Genomic DNA, 16,584 nt, shown 5'->3' on the forward strand with positions numbered 1-16,584 from the left:
TATGTTTCTTGCATTTGGTACGGATATCGGGCAAAAGAGAGAAGAAAATCAGGATAGAGTAAGAGTCGAGGTCCTTGGTGATAATATCTGCATCGCTGCTGTTTGTGACGGTATGGGCGGTGCGGCTTCGGGTGCAGTAGCAAGTCAGCTTGCTGTTGACAGCTTTATCGAAAGGGTCAAGGAGAATTTCCGACCTGATATGAACAGTAATTCTATAAGAAATCTTTTACTTAATGCCGTTCATTATGCTAATACATGCGTATATGAAAAAAGCATTGAGGATATAGATAAAAACGGGATGGGTACTACCTGCGTTGCAGCTTTGATCATTGAAAAGAATATCTACGTTGTCAATGTGGGCGACAGCCGCGGTTATCTGCTGACAAAGGACGGCATAGATCAGATCACAACAGATCACACCTATGTTGAAGTCCTCAGACGCAGCGGTCAGATTACCGATGAAGAAGCAAAGACTCACCCCATGAGAAATGTTATAACTAAGGCAGTGGGTGTTGAACCTGATGTCGAGGTCGATTATTTTGAACACTATGAAGCGGGTAATTTCGCCGTAATGCTTTGTTCTGACGGCCTGTCGGGATATTGCAGCGATGAGTTTATATACTGTACTGTATTCGGGAACAATCTGGATGAGGCAGTAAAAAAGCTGATCGAACATTCAAATGAATGCGGAGGCAAAGATAATATAACCGCTGCTGTGATCGCAAATTAATGAGACAATAAAATATAGTTTAGGAGTTGAATATAATGGATTCTAATATCGGTAAGAAGCTGGATGGCAGATATGAAATTACCGAGCTTATAGGTGTAGGCGGAATGGCTGATGTCTATAAGGCACAGGATATTATGGAAGATCGTCCTGTAGCAGTTAAGATCCTTAAACCCGAATTTTCGGGCGATGAGGAATTTCTAAGAAGATTCAGGAATGAGAGTAAGGCTATTGCAGTGTTATCTCACCCGAATATCGTTAAGATCTATGATGTGGGATTTACTGATGAGATACAGTTCATCGTAATGGAATACATTGACGGTATCACCCTGAAGGAGTTTATCGAACAGCAGGGCGTGCTGAAATGGAAGGATGCACTGCATTTTATTACACAGATACTTCGTGCGTTGCAGCACGCTCATGACAAGGGCATCGTTCACAGGGATATCAAACCGCAGAATATCATGCTGTTTACAGACGGCACAATAAAAGTCATGGATTTTGGTATCGCAAGATTCTCCAGGATCGATGGTAAGACACTTTCGGATAAGGCGATCGGTTCTGTACACTATATCTCTCCTGAGCAGGCTCAGGGTGAAATGACCGATGAAAGGTCGGATATCTACTCAGTAGGCGTTATGCTTTATGAGATGCTAACAGGCAGAAAGCCTTTTGATGGTGATACTGCTGTGAATGTTGCTCTTAAACATATGCAGGAGGTTGCAGTACCCCCGAGGGAGATAATGCCCTCCATACCTGAAGCTCTTGAAGAAATAGTTTATCACGCTATGGAAAAGCAGCCGGCACAGCGTTATCAGTCAGCTGCTGAGATGATAAGGGATATAGATACCTTCAAACTCAATCAGTCAGTAGTTTTCGGCTATAAAGATGGTTCTGCTCCTGTTGTAGATAATGTTGGTTTTTATCCCGTTAATAACAATCAGTCAAGAAAGCCGGTCATCAACGATGATTATGACGATTACGATGATGATTATGAAGATGATTACGATGATGACGATTATGATGACGACGACGACGATGATGAAAGCGGTAAGAAGAGGTCCTATGTAGTTCCTATCCTTCTTGCTGTAACAGTTGCTGTTGTTATCGTTGCAGCTTTCATAATCGGCTGGACTGTTATCAAAGCCTTCTCACCAAAGGACGGTTCAGGTTTTGGCATTCATACAAGTACTATCACTGTGCCTAATTTGGTTGGTGAAAACATTATTAAGGTGGAAGGCGATTTTAAGGATAAACTTAAGATCGAAACAATTGAAGAATACAACTTTGAGTACGAAAAAGATACCATTTTCTGGCAGAGTATTTCACCTCAGAAGTCAGTTAAGGAAGGTACTACTATTACTCTGAAGGTAAGTAAGGGTAAACAGATGATAGTCATTCCTGATGTTTCCGGTTCTGAAACTGAAATTGCTGAAAGTGAGTTGAGGGCTGCAGGATTTACAGTAGTTCTCAGAAGTAAGTATGATGACAAGGTCCCTGACGGCATAGCGATCGGTACTGAGCCTGTTGCAGGTACTGAATTTGCGAGCGACGGCGCTGTAACACTTTATGTCAGCAAGGGTCCTCTGGATACTCAGGTAAAGGTACCTAATGTTGTTGGTCTTACTAAGGAAAAAGCAATCGCTATACTGAAGGATAGCAAACTTAAGGCAAACGTTCAGGATATGCCTCATGATGGTGATAAGGGCAAGGTAATCGATCAGTCTATTGAAGCTGACAGAAGAGTTGAGAGAGATTCTGAGATCACGATCTACGTTTCTACCGGTGAGACCGATCCTGTTGACCTGACTATCAGTCTGCCAATGCCTGAAGGTATGCATGGTTCCTACTCCATCGAGGTATTTGTAAACGGTAATGTACGCTATAATCAGAAAATCAACAATGGTGAATCTGTTGCAGGTGGTAATGTTACTATTGATATCTCGGGTAAAAAGACTGAGACACTTACAGTATCTATCAGAAACGATGAAACAGGCAAATCAGTTAATTATGCAGTATTCAACGTAAACTATGATAAGAAGACTGCTGAACTGAATGGTTCACTGAATAAGGATGGTCTTATCGCTATCACACCAAGTGTTAAGGAAGAGCCATCCAAGCCGGATGAGAGTTCATCTCAGGCAGATCCTGTGCCTCCTCAGCCAGTTGATCCTGAACCTCCTGTTTCTGACGACAGCTCACAGGCTGATGTACCCCCCGTTGATAACGGAGGCGAGAATATATTCTAAGTTGATATGACAGGAATTATAACGAAAGCTATCGGAGGTCTCTACACTGTAGATGCCTCCGAAGGCATATTTGAATGTAAAGCACGAGGTATTTTCAGGAAGAAGAAAATATCCCCTATGTGCGGTGATAATGTTGTTATTACTGAAGATAAGGACGGTTGTGTTATCGAGGAGATATTGCCAAGACGTTCTGAATTGATAAGACCTCCGTTAGCTAATCTCGATCTGCTGGTGTTTGTATCATCAACTATCGAGCCAAGACCCAATACATTACTGCTGGATAAATTTATAGCTATTGCAGAATTCAAGAAGATCAAGCCGGTGGTTGTATTTACCAAGGTGGATAAACGTTCCGGTGATGAGCTTGCGGCTGTATACCGAAGTGTTGGGATAGATGTATTTGAATGCGATAACGTTACGGGTGAGGGTTCTGCTGAAGTTAGAGCCGCGCTGCAAGGAAAGCTTTCAGCCTTTACAGGTAATACGGGAGTAGGGAAGTCCTCTCTGCTGAATAATATGTATCCCGAACTTGGTCTTGCAACAGGCGAGATAAGCAAAAAGCTTGGCAGAGGCAGGCATACAACTCGTCATGTTCAGCTTTATAAGCTTGAAGGCGGCGGATATATCGCGGATACTCCCGGATTTTCTTCCTTTGATACTAACAGGTATGATATCATATTTAAGGATAAGCTTGCGGATTGCTTTATCGAGTTTTCTGAATATACAGACAAATGCCGTTTCCCTGATTGCAGCCATACTAAGGAAAAAGGCTGTGCTGTTATCGAAGCTGTTGAAGCAGGAAAGATACCTCGTTCGCGTTTTGAAAGCTATGTGCAAATGTATGAGGATGCAAAACAGCTGAAGGAATGGGAGTATAAGAATGACTGATACTTGTGTTATTTTTGCGGGCGGTGACCCTATAAGACCTGAAACTGCCGATAGCCAACTGATAGAAAACTCATTTGTTATCTGTGCTGACAAGGGATTTTCCTTGGCACAAGATCTTGGCATAGAACCTGATATCATACTGGGTGATTTTGATTCACTTAAATATACACCTGATAGTGACAAGATGATAAGCTTTCCTCCTGAAAAGGATGATACAGATCTTATGCTGGCAGTCGGCAAGGCTATTGAGATCGGGGCAAAGAAAATTGTGATATATGGTGCCTGCGGCGGCAGGATAGATCATATGATCGGGAATATAGCCTGCCTTGCTATGATAGCTGAAAGCGGTGGAAGCGGAATTATCGTAGGCGATGATGATATTCTGTCTTTTTATATGCCCGGTGAATATACTATCCCATACAAAGAGGGATTCTCTCTTTCACTGTTTGCTTATTCTCAGAAAGTTGAGGGGCTTAAAATCAGTGGGGCTAAATATATTGTAGATAACTGCACTCTCAGAGATTCTGTTACTCTTGGTGTTTCCAATGAGATAATTCCGCCTGAAGCAAAAATCAGCTTTACTGATGGAAGACTATTGGTTATACAATCCAGATTGTAACACAAATTATGTTCACTGAATAGTATGTATTACCAAACGAAATGGAGGTAATACTTATGAAGGTTGTAGTTGTGAAAAGTCCGCGTTTTATCTCAGGCGTGCTCAAGATCATATTCGGTATTGGCAACGAGGAAAGATAGGAATAATTTACTTTTAAAACAGCAAAAAGCCATCCGTGGGTGTCAACGGATGGCTTTTTACAATATTTGTAAAGAAAGATAATAATATCTTTCAGGGAAGGCTATTCCTTTACAGCACCTGATACTAGACCACTGTAAATGTATTTCTGCAGCAGCAGGAATATCAGCAGTGTAGGTATTATGCAGAGGATTATACCGGAGAATACTACCTCCCACTGTATCTTTGTGGAACTGATATATTTGTATAGTACTGTAGATACTACCAGCAGATTCTCATCCTGCATATACAGCTGCGGTGTATAGAAATCATTGTAGATGCTTACGAATTTGATTATCAGTACAGTAGCGATCGCAGGTTTTAAATTAGGCAGTATAATAGAGAAGTATATCTTCGGATAGCTTGCTCCGTCCATGATACCGCTTTCGTCCAGCGATACAGGTATCTGACTGAGAAACTGCATGAAAATGTATATCGAGATTATGTCAGTTCCTACATAGAGAATTATAGGAGCAGCCATAGTGTTATAAAGTCCTATCCTGCTAATTATCTGGAAGACAGTTACCTGCATTGATATATTCGGTAAAAGCGTTGCCAGCAAGAATGCTCCTTTTATAAGGCGTGTCATTTTGCTGTCAAAACGCTGTATGATAAAAGCTGTCATTGTACCGGTAAGTATTGTTCCCACGCAGGATATTACAATGATGATGAATGTATTAAACAGTCCTTGCATCACCTTGCCTTCAAAGAATGCTGTTTTGAAATTTTCAAACGTAAATGTCTTTGGTAGCTCAAATACACCAGTGTTTGCAAACTCCTTTCCATCTTTGAAAGCACCCAGTAGTATCACAACTATCGGTATCAGCACCATAAGACAACCACAGATAAGTACTGCGTAAGAAAGTATCTTTATAACTATCTGAGAAATGTAGAGCGGTTTCTTTTGTTCTTCACTGTTCATCAGTCTGCCTCCTTTTTAACTGACTTTGTCGGCTTTTCATCGCCTTCGCGGAAGAAATACTTCTGTATCAGCGTGACAATGATGATTATTATCAACAGTACCACAGCCATCGCACAGGCTAAGCCGACCTGCTTTTTCTTGAATGCGGTCTCGATCGTCTTGATTACAAATGTGGAGCTTCCGTAATTTCCGCCTGTGATTATATATGGTATCTCAAATACTGATATTGCGCCCTTTACCGCAAGTATAAGCTGCAAAGATACTATTGGTTTTATGCTTGGAAAAACTATATATCTAAACTGCTGCCACGGGTTTGCACCATCAAGGTTCGATGCCTCGTATAGATCCGGGTTTATAGACTGTATCGCCCCGATGTACATTATGATATCAAAGCCTATGTATCTCCATATTGATACGAATACAAGACAGCAATTGACAAGAATAGTATTCGCAGGGTCGAACCATCGAACAGGTTCGATCCCGAGCAGTGTTAGCACACTGTTAAGTGTACCCTCCTGAGTCAGCGGTGGATTTCCCTTTGTGAAAAATCTCAGGAATATTATGCTGACAGCTACACCGTTCATAAGGTATGGAAAAAACAGAACCCCTTTAAAAAGTCCTTTAGCCTTTATCTTAGAGCAGAGTATTGAGGCTATCAGCAGAGCCACGATCTGCTGTACAAATGAGCCTGCAAGGTAGTACAGGCTATTTTTGAATGTAATGAAGTAATCCGGATTAGTAAAAATGGTTTTGTAGTTGTCAAATCCGACAAATTTAGGATCTACTCCGAACTGATCCCGTTCCTGAAAGCTGTAACCGACCATGTTAGCAGCCGGTATAAAGGTAAATATCAGCAGCAGCGCAACCGGTACCAGTAAGAATAATATTGAAACGTATAGTTTCTGTCCTTCATAGGTCTTTAGCCATTGTCCTAAGCTTACCGACCTTTTGTTTTTGGTTTTCATAGTGATCTCCTTTGCAAAACAGCAGCGGACGGTATTACCGTCCGCTAAAAAGATGATAAAGAAAATAAGTGGAATTTATAACAAATGATTATCTTTCTAAGATCATACTTATTGTAATAAGCTCTCTGAGAAAGATATGATCAATTATTAACCCATGATTTCATCTCGTGCTTCAGCCCACTTTTTGTCTTCGGCAGATATTATTGCTTTAAATTCATCTTCACCTTTGCCTGCAAATGCTGCTTCAGCAAGTTTTATTTTGAAATTATCGGTATCACCGCTCCAAATTCCTACGCCTGACTTAGTGTCTATCTCATCGAATTTGCCGACCAGTTCTTCTGGTGTAGAAGCCTTTTCAAAGAATTCGGCACCGTTAAATTCGGATAGATTATCAGGTAGTTCAGAGTCTTTCTTTGCAGGGATCATGCCTTCTTTTTCAGCAAAGCCTGATTCGCCTGTAAACCATTCAACGTATTTCTTAGCCAGGGCTTTATCAGCGCAGTGCTTGCTTACACCTACACAATAGTCAGGCGCAGTTTCAGCGTACTGTTTACCATCTGGTGCAGTTATAGGAACAGGCATATAACCGATGTCATCGGGATTAGCAGCCTGTTCACGGAACTGTGCGATAGCCCATGATCCCATCATCATAGTACCTATCTTACCTTCACCCATCCACACCTTCGAGGATTCCCACTCAGTTGTCATGTGGTCCTCCTCGATCAGGGATGGAGAGGAGAATAAATCAAACATAAGTTTATATACAGGATAGTATCCGCCGTCTTCAGCAAAGAGATCAAGCTTGTCTATCAGCAGCTTGTTTTCATACTCAGGATCTCCTGATGCTGACATAACAAGACTCTGCCACTGGGTTATCGTCCAGCTTGCATCCGCATACTGAGTATAGTATGGTATAGCATCTGTTTTGTCTGCTATCTGCTGAAGGTCATCGAGAAATTCATCAGGAGTTTTGGGTGAAGAAGTTATACCTGCATCACTCCAGACTTTCTTGTTATAAAGTACTCCAACAGCATTTCCGCCATAAGCGATGCCGTACACATTTTTATCAGAGTCCATCTTTCTGTCAGCCCAGCGATATGTGGCGCTCATTTCATCATAAGTACCAAGTGGTTCAAAGAAATTTCCAAGATCCTTCAGATCAACATCATCAGGGATCATCAGAACATCACCGTAATCGTCGGTTCCCATTCTTGTTGCGATAGTGCCTGTGTAATCCTGATATGCAACATACTGTACATCGCAGTTGTTAGCTTCCTCAAATGCTTTGGTCATCTCATCAAGACTTCCATCATCAACACGATCAGTACGGTGCGTTACGACCTCAAGTACAGTTTTACCGTCCTTAGTTTTTTTAGCTGACTTGCTGTCACTTTCTTTTCCTGTACTGCAGCCTGTAAATGCAGCCATAGCACTCATAGTAACAACACTTGCAAGCATAGCAGAAATGATCCTTTTCTTGTTCATTATTTATCCTCCGTTCAATTAAATAATTAATCTGTAATAGATTAAACTTTATCTTATCAAGAGTATATCATTTAGTTAATGATTAGTCAATAGCTTGCGTAAAATTATTTCAATAAAAGAGTTAAATTTGTAGCAAAAGATGATTAACTTGTTGAAATATTGTGCAACCTATACAATCACTGTATTCGATTACATAGATTTCTTCTAAATAACATAAAAAATGCAGAGCTTTAAATCTCTGCATTAATTAAAACATATTTATTTTGGCCTGGAAAAATGTAGAAGTAAAAAATTAATCTGTTATATCCACGTCAGGTGCTATCTGAATTTCATAATCCGGATATGCAGCTTTAAGCTCGCTGTAAATTATATCGATTCCTTCCTTGGGTCTTATATCAAAACTCATCACTATATCAAAAGTCATCTCTTTAGCTTCTGTATCTACATAAAATCCGTGGAACTGGACTGCCCAGTCATGTGCCATAACACGCTCGCGCACATCATTCTGGATATCAGCTGCCTCATCATTTCCTGTATTATAAGAATAAACGCCAACAGCTGCCAGAACTACACCTGTTTCCTTATATACCTTCTTTTCAAGTCTTCTGGTAAGTTTGTCTATCTCTCTTGCTTTCATTGTATCGGGCAGTTCAAGATGAACAGAGGCGAAATCCGTATCAGGTCCAAAATTATACATTATCAGATCATAAGCACCTCTTACTTCATCATCTTCAGAAAGCAGTGCTTTGATTTTATCGGTTTTTTCTTTGTCAGCCCTTATACCTATAATCTCGTTGAGTGTTTCTATCATCATTTCAATACCTGCCTTTATAATAAAAGCAGATATTATTACACCGACAAATGCTTCAAGAGAAAGTCCGCTGATCATATATATTATTGCAGAAATAAGTACCGATCCCGAAAGAACAGCATCAAACATGGCATCAGACCCTGATGCTACAAGTGAACCTGAATTGACTTGCTCTCCCTTCTTTTTTACGTATTTTCCCAGGATGATCTTCACCAATACTGCTACTGCAATTATGATCAGTGAAATAATTTTATATTCCGGTTTTTCAGGGTGAATGATTTTCTTTATCGACTCCACTGCGGATGTTATACCTGCGTAAAGCACTATTCCCGAAACGATCATTGCGCTGAGATACTCTATCCTGCCATAACCCAGGGGGTGTTTCTTGTTGGGTAGCTTTCCCGCAAGTTTTGTACCAACTATTGTAATAATCGAAGATATGGCATCAGACAAATTATTTACAGCATCCAGTGTTACAGCTATGGAATTGGATATGATCCCTATAACAGCTTTAAATGCTGAGAGAAATACATTTGTCATTATCCCGATAATACTGGTATGAATTATCACTTTATCTCGATCCTGAGCTAGAGTATCTGGTTTAGTATTATCATTCATTTTTACTTCTCCTTAAGTATATATTTAACTGTTGTAATGAACAATTCGCTGTAAATGATTATACCATAGTTCAGCTGAAAATGCAATGACTGTATATGTTTTTTGTCTATGATCAAATATTCAGCGTTTTATCCTCAGGCTTGAAATTCTTTTATTAATGTGTTATAATAAAAGATACGCACAGGAGGTCTGTTACTATGGATTATTGTTTTGAAGCCGATAGCTGGGGAGCGTCATTCAGCTTTCCGTGGGCTGCCGCTGCCGGACATTTAAAAAGCTGCAGCGAAGCCCAGATAAAAATACTTCTTTGTATCCTTGCCGGTCCGAGATATACTGATTCTTCATCTTTAGCGGAATTATCAGGTTACTCTGAATCCGATGTCGATGAAGCAGTGGCTTATTGGCATAAAGCAGGAGTAATATATGTCAATGGAGAAAAGTCTGCTCCCGTTAAGTCTGAAGCAACTCATAAATTTTCCGGAAAGAACGAACCTGTATCTGTTGTAGAGTCTGTAAAACCTACTAAGGCATCTGCTGTTGAGCGAAAGATTACGGTAAAATACTCGCAGCGCGAGATGCTTCAAAAAGCTGAGAATGATGCTGCGCTTAAAAGTCTTATAAATGAGATCCAATCTTTGCAGTTCTCTATAAATGGAAGTGAGCTTGCCAAGCTTATCGAGCTTTATGAACTTTATAAATTCGATGCACCTTCTATACTTCTTGCTGCAGACCATTGTCGGGCAGCAGGGAAGTGCAGTATAGCCTATCTGCATACTGTTATGATAAACTGGTATAATGAAGGTATCAATACTTACGCAGAGGTAGAGCAGGCGATAATAACCTCTGCTGAGCGCCGAAGCTTTGAAAATAAGATACTGGGTATTTTCGGCATGGAAAACAAGCCTTCAAAAAAACAACAGCAGTATATGTCTGAGTGGAAAAGACTCGGCTTTAATTTTGATCTCATTGAACTTGCATATAATAAATGTCTTGATACAAAAAGTAAGCTGAGTTTTAGTTATATAGACGGAATACTTAAAAATTGGGCAAACAGCGGCATCACCAGCGTAGAACAGGCTGAGGATTCCGATATACAGCATAAAAAGAAATATTCTGCGGTAAGCGAGGACAAGCCTTCTTATGATCTTAATGAGTATGAGAATTTTGCGAGAAACTATGATTTCGGTGACGCTCCGTGGAATAACAGAAAGGATGGAGATCAATGAGATATACGGAGAATGCTTTCGATCTTGCCGAACTTGAACTCAGGGCACGGCAGGATAAAGCAGAGGAGGAGCATCAGCGCAGACTTATGGAGATATCTGAAAAAGCTCCGGAGATATACCGTATGTACAGTGAATCTATCAGACTTAATTATGCGCTTCTCGGAAATATTGGAAAAGGGAGGAGCGGTGCGGATATCTCAAAGAAGATAGCTGAGATAAAGGATAAGAATATAACACTTCGCCGTACTATGCATGAGATGCTAAAAGCCTGCGGCTATCCTGAGGATTATCTTCAAATGCATTATCAGTGTGAGGTATGCCGCGATTCAGGTTATCATGACGGTGTAAGATGCGAGTGTATGAAAAAGCTACTGAAGAAATATACTACAGAGGAGATAAACTCTCACTGTTCTATTGAACTTCATGATTTTGCAGACTTTCGGCCTGAATACTACAGTGATATTCCCGTTAACGGAGAGATCCCCAGGGAGAAAATGCTTAGTATATATGAAAACTGTAAGAATTATGCTCTTCATTTTGAAGCAGATACAAGCTCTATGATTTTTTATGGCAAGACAGGTCTTGGTAAGACATTTCTTTCATCATGTATCGCAAAAGAGCTTATTGATCAGGGGTGGAACGTAGTATATGGTTCACTGCTGAAGCTGATGAGGCAAGTTGAGGATGAACGCTTCAATAGAACAACAGGAGACACTATGAGTATTATGCTTGAATCTGATCTTTTGATCCTTGATGATCTTGGTTCAGAATTTCAGACACAATTCACTGATTCAGTACTGTATGAGCTTATAAACGAACGAATTAATGAACGCAGACCGATCATTATCTCAACCAACCTGAGCATCAAGGAACTGAACAAAAAGTATAATGATAGGATAGTTTCGCGTATAACAGGCTGTTTCAGACCTTCTTTCTTTGTCGGTAATGATGTCAGACTTGTTAAACTGAGAAACGGTATCAAATAGGGTGTTTGATGTGAGAAAGATAAGACTATTATTAGATCAGCTTCTTATACTCGCTTTATGTAATTCTACTGTCTTGTGGGCGATCGTTCCTTTGGCATCATGGATCAAGGTATTTATAGTTTCAGGTCTGATACTTTTTTATTTGATATACCTTTTAAGTGCAGGAGGTCGTACCGATAAGGATAAGAAACTCAGCCGTATTGCTAAAGGGTCTTTCCTTATAGACGGCGCCGTGATATCCCTTGTATTACATACTGCAGCGATACTCGCTTTTATAATTATCGGCGGCTCAGGTTTATGGCGGCAGCTCATAAACGGGCTTGCAGGTTACGCATTGATCTCATTTACGGCTTTTGTAGGTATTATCAGGCTGCTGATATCTTCAAAGCAGGTCAATGCTGTGAAGTACATATCACTGATGTTTACGTGGTATATACCAGTGGTGAATATACTGGTGCTCAAAAATATTTCAAAGTCAGCCAAAAAGGAATTTCGTTTTGAGCAGGCTAAGCAGGAACTTGATGATCTGCGTAAGGAAAATGAGGTCTGTAAGACAAAATACCCCATACTTATGGTACACGGCATTTTTTTTCGTGACTGGCAGATGTTCAATTATTGGGGAAGAGTACCTAAGGAGCTTGTACGTAATGGTGCAGAGATATATTATGGATGTCAGCAGTCTGCTAATCTGATATCCGTAAGTGCAGGAGAACTACGGGATAAGATAGAAGAAGTCATAAGGGAGACCGGCGCAGAGAAGATCAACATCATAGCACATTCCAAAGGTGGTCTGGATTCAAGATACGCTATATCAAAACTGGGTATGGATAAATACGTTGCAAGCCTTGTGACGATAAATACACCGCACTACGGCTGTAATTTTGTTGATGATATACTTGCAAAGGTCCCGGATGGTCTGCTGAGATTTGTTGCAAAAAGATATAACAAGCTTTTTACGGTTCTTGGTGATACAGCGCCGGATTTTGAGAAAGGTCTGCGTGAGCTTACTCATACAAACTGTGCAAAGCTTGATACTGAACTTCCTGACGATCCGGATATATACTATCTTTCGGTGATGTCAGTTATGAAAAATGTGTTCTCTGCTGGATTTCCGCTCAACCTGGGCTATATACTGAACCGCAAGGATGGCACAGGTAATGATGGACTTGTTGTAAAGGAATCTGCACTTCGCGGCGAGAATACACTTATGATAAACCATAACGGAAACCGTGGTCTTTCTCATGGAGACATGATAGATCTGTTTCGTGAAAATATTGATGGTTTTGACGTGCGCGAGTTTTATGTCGGCATAGTCAAAGATCTTAAAGAAAGAGGATTGTAATATGAACCCAATGGCTTTAGTAAAACTCAAACCTTTATTTGAAAAATTCAGAGAGAATCACCCAAGGATACCTCAGTTCATGCATACTGCTGCGAGCGGAATCGAGGATGGCGGTGCTATTGATATTAAAGTTACCAACGCCGCCGGACAGAAGATCGAGGCGAGCATAAAGCTTAATGCTGACGATATTGAACTGTTTGACACTCTTCGCAAGGTATTATCAGAAGCAGGCGATCAGATGTAAAGTTGTTAGAAAATGAATATACCCGGAAACAGTTTTTGTTCCCGGGTATATTTTATTTAAGTTCTATGATGGTTACACCGTCTTCGCCCTCGCCGTATACTCCCGGTCTGTAGGATTTGACCGACGGATGTCTTCGCAGATGATTTCTCACAGCGTTTTTTAGTACTCCTGTACCGATGCCGTGAATGATAGTCACCATGCTGATACCTGACATTACACAGTTATCTATAAAGCTGTCCATCTCATGGATACCCTCATCACTTGCATAACCTCTTATATCAAGCTCTGTTGAGAAGCGCCTTGTCATACGGCTCTCAACGCCCTTGGTGGATACCCCGCGCTTTTTCTTTGTCTGTTGTTTCTGAGAAGTTTTTGCAGGCTGCTGTTTTTCAACAAGACGAAGTTTTTTGACATCTATCTTTGTCTTCATTATGCCTGTCTGAACAAAGCACATACCCTTATCATCCGGAGGAGTTACTACGATGCCGTTGCGCTTGGTATCCGTAATTAGTACGGTATCGCCTTTTTTGAGGGGTCTTGGAAGAACATAGTCTTCGTCAGTCTGCTGAGTGACAGGGTTAGCTTCCAGATAAAGCTTATTCATTGTAGAACGCTGTTTCTGACGTGCATCAATGGCTTTTTGTGTAAAACCGGTCTTTTCTTTTTCTTTTCGGAGTTTATCCAGTTCATCAACTAATGCCTGGGATTCCCTCTGAACTCTGTTAACTATATCACTTGCCTGGCGTCTAGCTTTTTCAAGCTCGAACTCCTTTTCTTCCATGAACTTCTGTTTTTGTTCATCAAGTTCATTCCTTAGGCTTTCAGCTTCTTTTCTGTATTTTTCGGCAAGAAGATTATTTTCTTCAAGGCTTATCCTTGCCTTTTCAAGATCATCTATGATATGTTCAAAACGTCTGTTTTCTTCGGATATAAGAGATTTCGCATAATCTATTATATCATCGTCTATACCGAGATTCTTCGATATTGCAAATGCATTTGACTTGCCAGGTGAACCTATGACAAGCTTATAGGTAGGACGCATAGTATCAACATCAAATTCGCATGAAGCGTTTTCGACTCCGTCAGTATCAAGGGCATACATTTTGATCTCCTGATAATGAGTTGTTGTAACGACTGTTGCGCCAACCTGTCTGAGTCTTTCGATTATGGATACTGCTAAGGCTGCACCTTCCACAGGGTCGGTTCCTGAGCCAAGTTCGTCTATCAGTACAAGACTTTCATGGTCAGCTTTGTCTATGATATCCTTGACTTTGCCCATATGGGATGAGAATGTTGAAAGACTCTGCTGAATGGATTGCCTGTCACCGATATCTGCAAGAATATTTTTGTATACCGATATCTTACATCCATCAGATGCAGGTATCATCAGTCCGCACATAGTCATCAGCGTCAGTAAGCCGACAGTTTTCAGTGTAACTGTTTTACCGCCTGTGTTAGGTCCTGTTATAACAAGAACATTGTAGTCGGTACCAGATCGGAAATTTATCGGTACCACTTTGTTCTCGTCGATAAGAGGATGTCTTGCCTTATTTAGCACTATTATTCCATCGTCGGATATTTCAGGATCAACTGCTCTCATTTTTGCTGCAAGGTTAGCTTTTGCAAAATATAAGTCCAGCTTAACAGCGGCATCATAACTGGATTCTATCTGAGGCTGCATCATAGCGCATTCTTTGGAAAAATCCGTTAGTATACGGTGGATCTCATCCTGTTCCTTGCCTTGTAGTATCCTAACTTCGTTATTAGCTTCAACTACAGATATAGGTTCAATGAAAAGCGTTGAACCAGTTGCTGAAGTTCCATGTACCAGGCCGCCGACATTTCCTTTGAATTCTGTCTTGACAGGTACAACGAACCTTCCGTCGCGCATTGTTACGATAGATTCCTGAAGGTATTTCTGCGTTGACGGAGATTTTATCATTTTATCAAGAGTCTCCCGTATTTTTAATCCTGCCTTGGCGATCTTGTTTCTTATCGATCTGAGCTCGGGGCTTGCATCATCAGAAAGATTTTCACTGTCTAGTATTGCAGTTTCAAGTCTCTGCCACAGCGACTTGTTAGGGAATAGCTGCTCAAACAGATATGAAAGGGGAGTGTTCTTGTCTTCGTTCTGGTCAAACCATCTGCAAAGCTCGTTAGTCTGACCAAGTACTTTTTTTATCTCCAGCAGTTCTCCCAGAGATAGTGTTCCGCCTGCCTTTGCTCTGTTCAGGCTTGCGGATACATTATTTATGCTATAAAAGGCAGGTGTACCATTTTTTATGGACATATTCAGTGCACTTGCTGTCTTCGCTACCTCAGTTCGCACTGTGTAAAGATCGTCTGATGGTCTCACAGCAAGAGCTGCCTGTCTGCTGTCCTTGCTTGAACAATGCTCTGAAAGCATTTCAAGAACTTTGTCAAGTTCAAGGATCTCATGATTTATGTTTTCTAGTCCCATTTATGTAATTAACCTCATTTCAACATCTTATAAAAATCCAATGCACCGAATCTGCGGTTAAAATGATACCACACGAACTTTTCTGTAAATTCGGTGAGTTTTTTCAGATATTTGTCACTTATCTTAAAGTAAAATAGTTTTTCGTATTCTGTCAGTGCGATGAAACGCACTATGTAAAGAAGCTGTTTATCTAATATAATGGTGTGTACGCTGTCTGGGTTAGGACAGCAATCCTGGCATTCAAGTCTGTCTTCAAGATAATTGAAGTGCATCTTATCGTCTTCGTACTTGAAACAAAATGCACAGCCCACAAGCTTAGGACGCATACCTAACTCGCACAGAAGTCTGAATTCAAACACGCATTTCAGCAGATCTGTTTCCATCTTATCTTCATCTAAAAAGTAAAGGGTATTAAGTGCCAGCCGCATGACCTCAGCACAGTTCTGTCCCTCTGTTCCCGAATAGATCAGTAACTCGGAAAAATAAGATGCAAGAGCGACCTTAGCCGCATCCAGTCTTATATTATAAAACAGCTTGACAGGCTCGCTGCTGTTTAAATAGCGGCTGACCTGTCCTTTGGCGTTCTTTTTTTCTTCAAAGCATAGCTCGGAGTAACTGAATGATTGCGTAGCAGATGTAGTCTTTGAACTTTTTCTGCCGCCGCGAACATAGATGTAAATAACGCCCATCTCAGCGGTAAGTACGCATATCGACTTACTTGATTCACCGCTGTCTGTTTCCTTCAGAACAAGTCCTTTAAGGGTCGTCATTATCATCATTCCTTTCATTCCTTGCATAAGCAAGATAATCCTCGATCTTCCCGCTTTTAAGAAATCTGTTCCATAGTTCCAAAACCGCTCACCG

15 protein-coding genes are annotated in these 16,584 nt (G+C 40.7%); 9 read left to right on the forward strand and 6 right to left on the reverse strand.

Annotated elements, in window-relative coordinates:
• Nucleotide 1: 1 nt before the first annotated feature.
• The 5 genes from RUMAL_RS09220 to spoVM are packed head-to-tail and all read left to right on the forward strand — an operon-like array spanning nucleotide 2 to nucleotide 4,623.
• Nucleotides 2–730, forward strand: a complete 729-nt coding sequence (locus tag RUMAL_RS09220) for a Stp1/IreP family PP2C-type Ser/Thr phosphatase (RefSeq protein ID WP_013498477.1) — start codon at nucleotides 2–4, stop codon at nucleotides 728–730.
• Nucleotides 731–765: 35 nt separating this feature from the next.
• Nucleotides 766–2,976: a Stk1 family PASTA domain-containing Ser/Thr kinase gene (gene pknB, locus RUMAL_RS09225; protein WP_013498478.1), complete on the forward strand. Its 2,211-nt coding sequence runs from the start codon at nucleotides 766–768 to the stop codon at nucleotides 2,974–2,976.
• Nucleotides 2,977–2,982: 6 nt separating this feature from the next.
• Nucleotides 2,983–3,864 (forward strand): ribosome small subunit-dependent GTPase A, encoded by an 882-nt coding sequence (gene rsgA / locus RUMAL_RS09230; RefSeq protein ID WP_013498479.1) that lies wholly within the window; start codon nucleotides 2,983–2,985, stop codon nucleotides 3,862–3,864.
• Nucleotides 3,857–4,483 carry a thiamine diphosphokinase gene (locus tag RUMAL_RS09235; RefSeq protein ID WP_013498480.1) on the forward strand — a complete coding sequence of 209 codons (627 nt, stop codon included), beginning with the start codon at nucleotides 3,857–3,859 and terminating at the stop codon, nucleotides 4,481–4,483. Before rsgA ends, RUMAL_RS09235 begins: the two co-directional genes overlap by 8 nt.
• A 56-nt stretch (nucleotides 4,484–4,539) precedes the next feature.
• On the forward strand, nucleotides 4,540–4,623 hold the full coding sequence (gene spoVM / locus RUMAL_RS22930) for a stage V sporulation protein SpoVM (RefSeq protein ID WP_419247554.1): 84 nt from the start codon (nucleotides 4,540–4,542) through the stop codon (nucleotides 4,621–4,623).
• Between the two features lie 101 nt (nucleotides 4,624–4,724).
• Here the strand turns inward: spoVM and RUMAL_RS09240 are convergent, their stop codons facing one another.
• The 4 genes from RUMAL_RS09240 to RUMAL_RS09255 form a co-directional block, all read right to left on the reverse strand.
• Nucleotides 4,725–5,582 carry a carbohydrate ABC transporter permease gene (locus RUMAL_RS09240; RefSeq protein WP_013498481.1) on the reverse strand — a complete coding sequence of 286 codons (858 nt, stop codon included), beginning with the start codon at nucleotides 5,580–5,582 and terminating at the stop codon, nucleotides 4,725–4,727.
• Nucleotides 5,582–6,547, reverse strand: a complete 966-nt coding sequence (locus RUMAL_RS09245) for a carbohydrate ABC transporter permease (protein ID WP_013498482.1) — start codon at nucleotides 6,545–6,547, stop codon at nucleotides 5,582–5,584. Before RUMAL_RS09245 ends, RUMAL_RS09240 begins: the two co-directional genes overlap by 1 nt.
• 147 nt (nucleotides 6,548–6,694) lie before the next feature.
• Complete coding sequence (locus tag RUMAL_RS09250) at nucleotides 6,695–8,032, reverse strand: ABC transporter substrate-binding protein (RefSeq protein WP_013498483.1); 1,338 nt, start codon at nucleotides 8,030–8,032, stop codon at nucleotides 6,695–6,697.
• 292 nt (nucleotides 8,033–8,324) lie between these two features.
• Complete coding sequence (locus RUMAL_RS09255; RefSeq protein ID WP_013498484.1) at nucleotides 8,325–9,461, reverse strand: cation diffusion facilitator family transporter; 1,137 nt, start codon at nucleotides 9,459–9,461, stop codon at nucleotides 8,325–8,327.
• 197 nt (nucleotides 9,462–9,658) lie between these two features.
• Between RUMAL_RS09255 and RUMAL_RS09260 the strand changes: the two genes are divergently transcribed.
• Genes RUMAL_RS09260 through RUMAL_RS09275 form a run of 4 tightly spaced genes read left to right on the forward strand, consistent with a single transcriptional unit; the run spans nucleotide 9,659 to nucleotide 13,259 of the window.
• Entirely contained in the window at nucleotides 9,659–10,687 is a 1,029-nt protein-coding gene (locus tag RUMAL_RS09260) for a DnaD domain protein (RefSeq protein WP_013498485.1), read from the forward strand.
• Nucleotides 10,684–11,673 carry an ATP-binding protein gene (locus tag RUMAL_RS09265; RefSeq protein ID WP_013498486.1) on the forward strand — a complete coding sequence of 330 codons (990 nt, stop codon included), beginning with the start codon at nucleotides 10,684–10,686 and terminating at the stop codon, nucleotides 11,671–11,673. Before RUMAL_RS09260 ends, RUMAL_RS09265 begins: the two co-directional genes overlap by 4 nt.
• A 10-nt stretch (nucleotides 11,674–11,683) precedes the next feature.
• Nucleotides 11,684–13,015: an esterase/lipase family protein gene (locus RUMAL_RS09270; protein WP_013498487.1), complete on the forward strand. Its 1,332-nt coding sequence runs from the start codon at nucleotides 11,684–11,686 to the stop codon at nucleotides 13,013–13,015.
• Between the two features lies 1 nt (nucleotide 13,016).
• The gene (locus RUMAL_RS09275) at nucleotides 13,017–13,259 is read left to right on the forward strand and encodes a hypothetical protein (RefSeq protein ID WP_013498488.1); all 243 of its coding nucleotides are present in this window, start codon (nucleotides 13,017–13,019) and stop codon (nucleotides 13,257–13,259) included.
• Between the two features lie 52 nt (nucleotides 13,260–13,311).
• Here RUMAL_RS09275 and RUMAL_RS09280 read toward each other — a convergent pair whose 3' ends face one another.
• Both RUMAL_RS09280 and recO read right to left on the reverse strand, forming a co-directional pair.
• On the reverse strand, nucleotides 13,312–15,720 hold the full coding sequence (locus tag RUMAL_RS09280) for an endonuclease MutS2 (protein WP_013498489.1): 2,409 nt from the start codon (nucleotides 15,718–15,720) through the stop codon (nucleotides 13,312–13,314).
• Nucleotides 15,721–15,734: 14 nt separating this feature from the next.
• Nucleotides 15,735–16,490, reverse strand: a complete 756-nt coding sequence (gene recO / locus RUMAL_RS09285) for a DNA repair protein RecO (RefSeq protein WP_013498490.1) — start codon at nucleotides 16,488–16,490, stop codon at nucleotides 15,735–15,737.
• Nucleotides 16,491–16,584 lie beyond the last annotated feature (94 nt).

This window comes from Ruminococcus albus 7 = DSM 20455, assembly GCF_000179635.2.
Classification (GTDB): domain Bacteria; phylum Bacillota; class Clostridia; order Oscillospirales; family Ruminococcaceae; genus Hominimerdicola; species Hominimerdicola alba.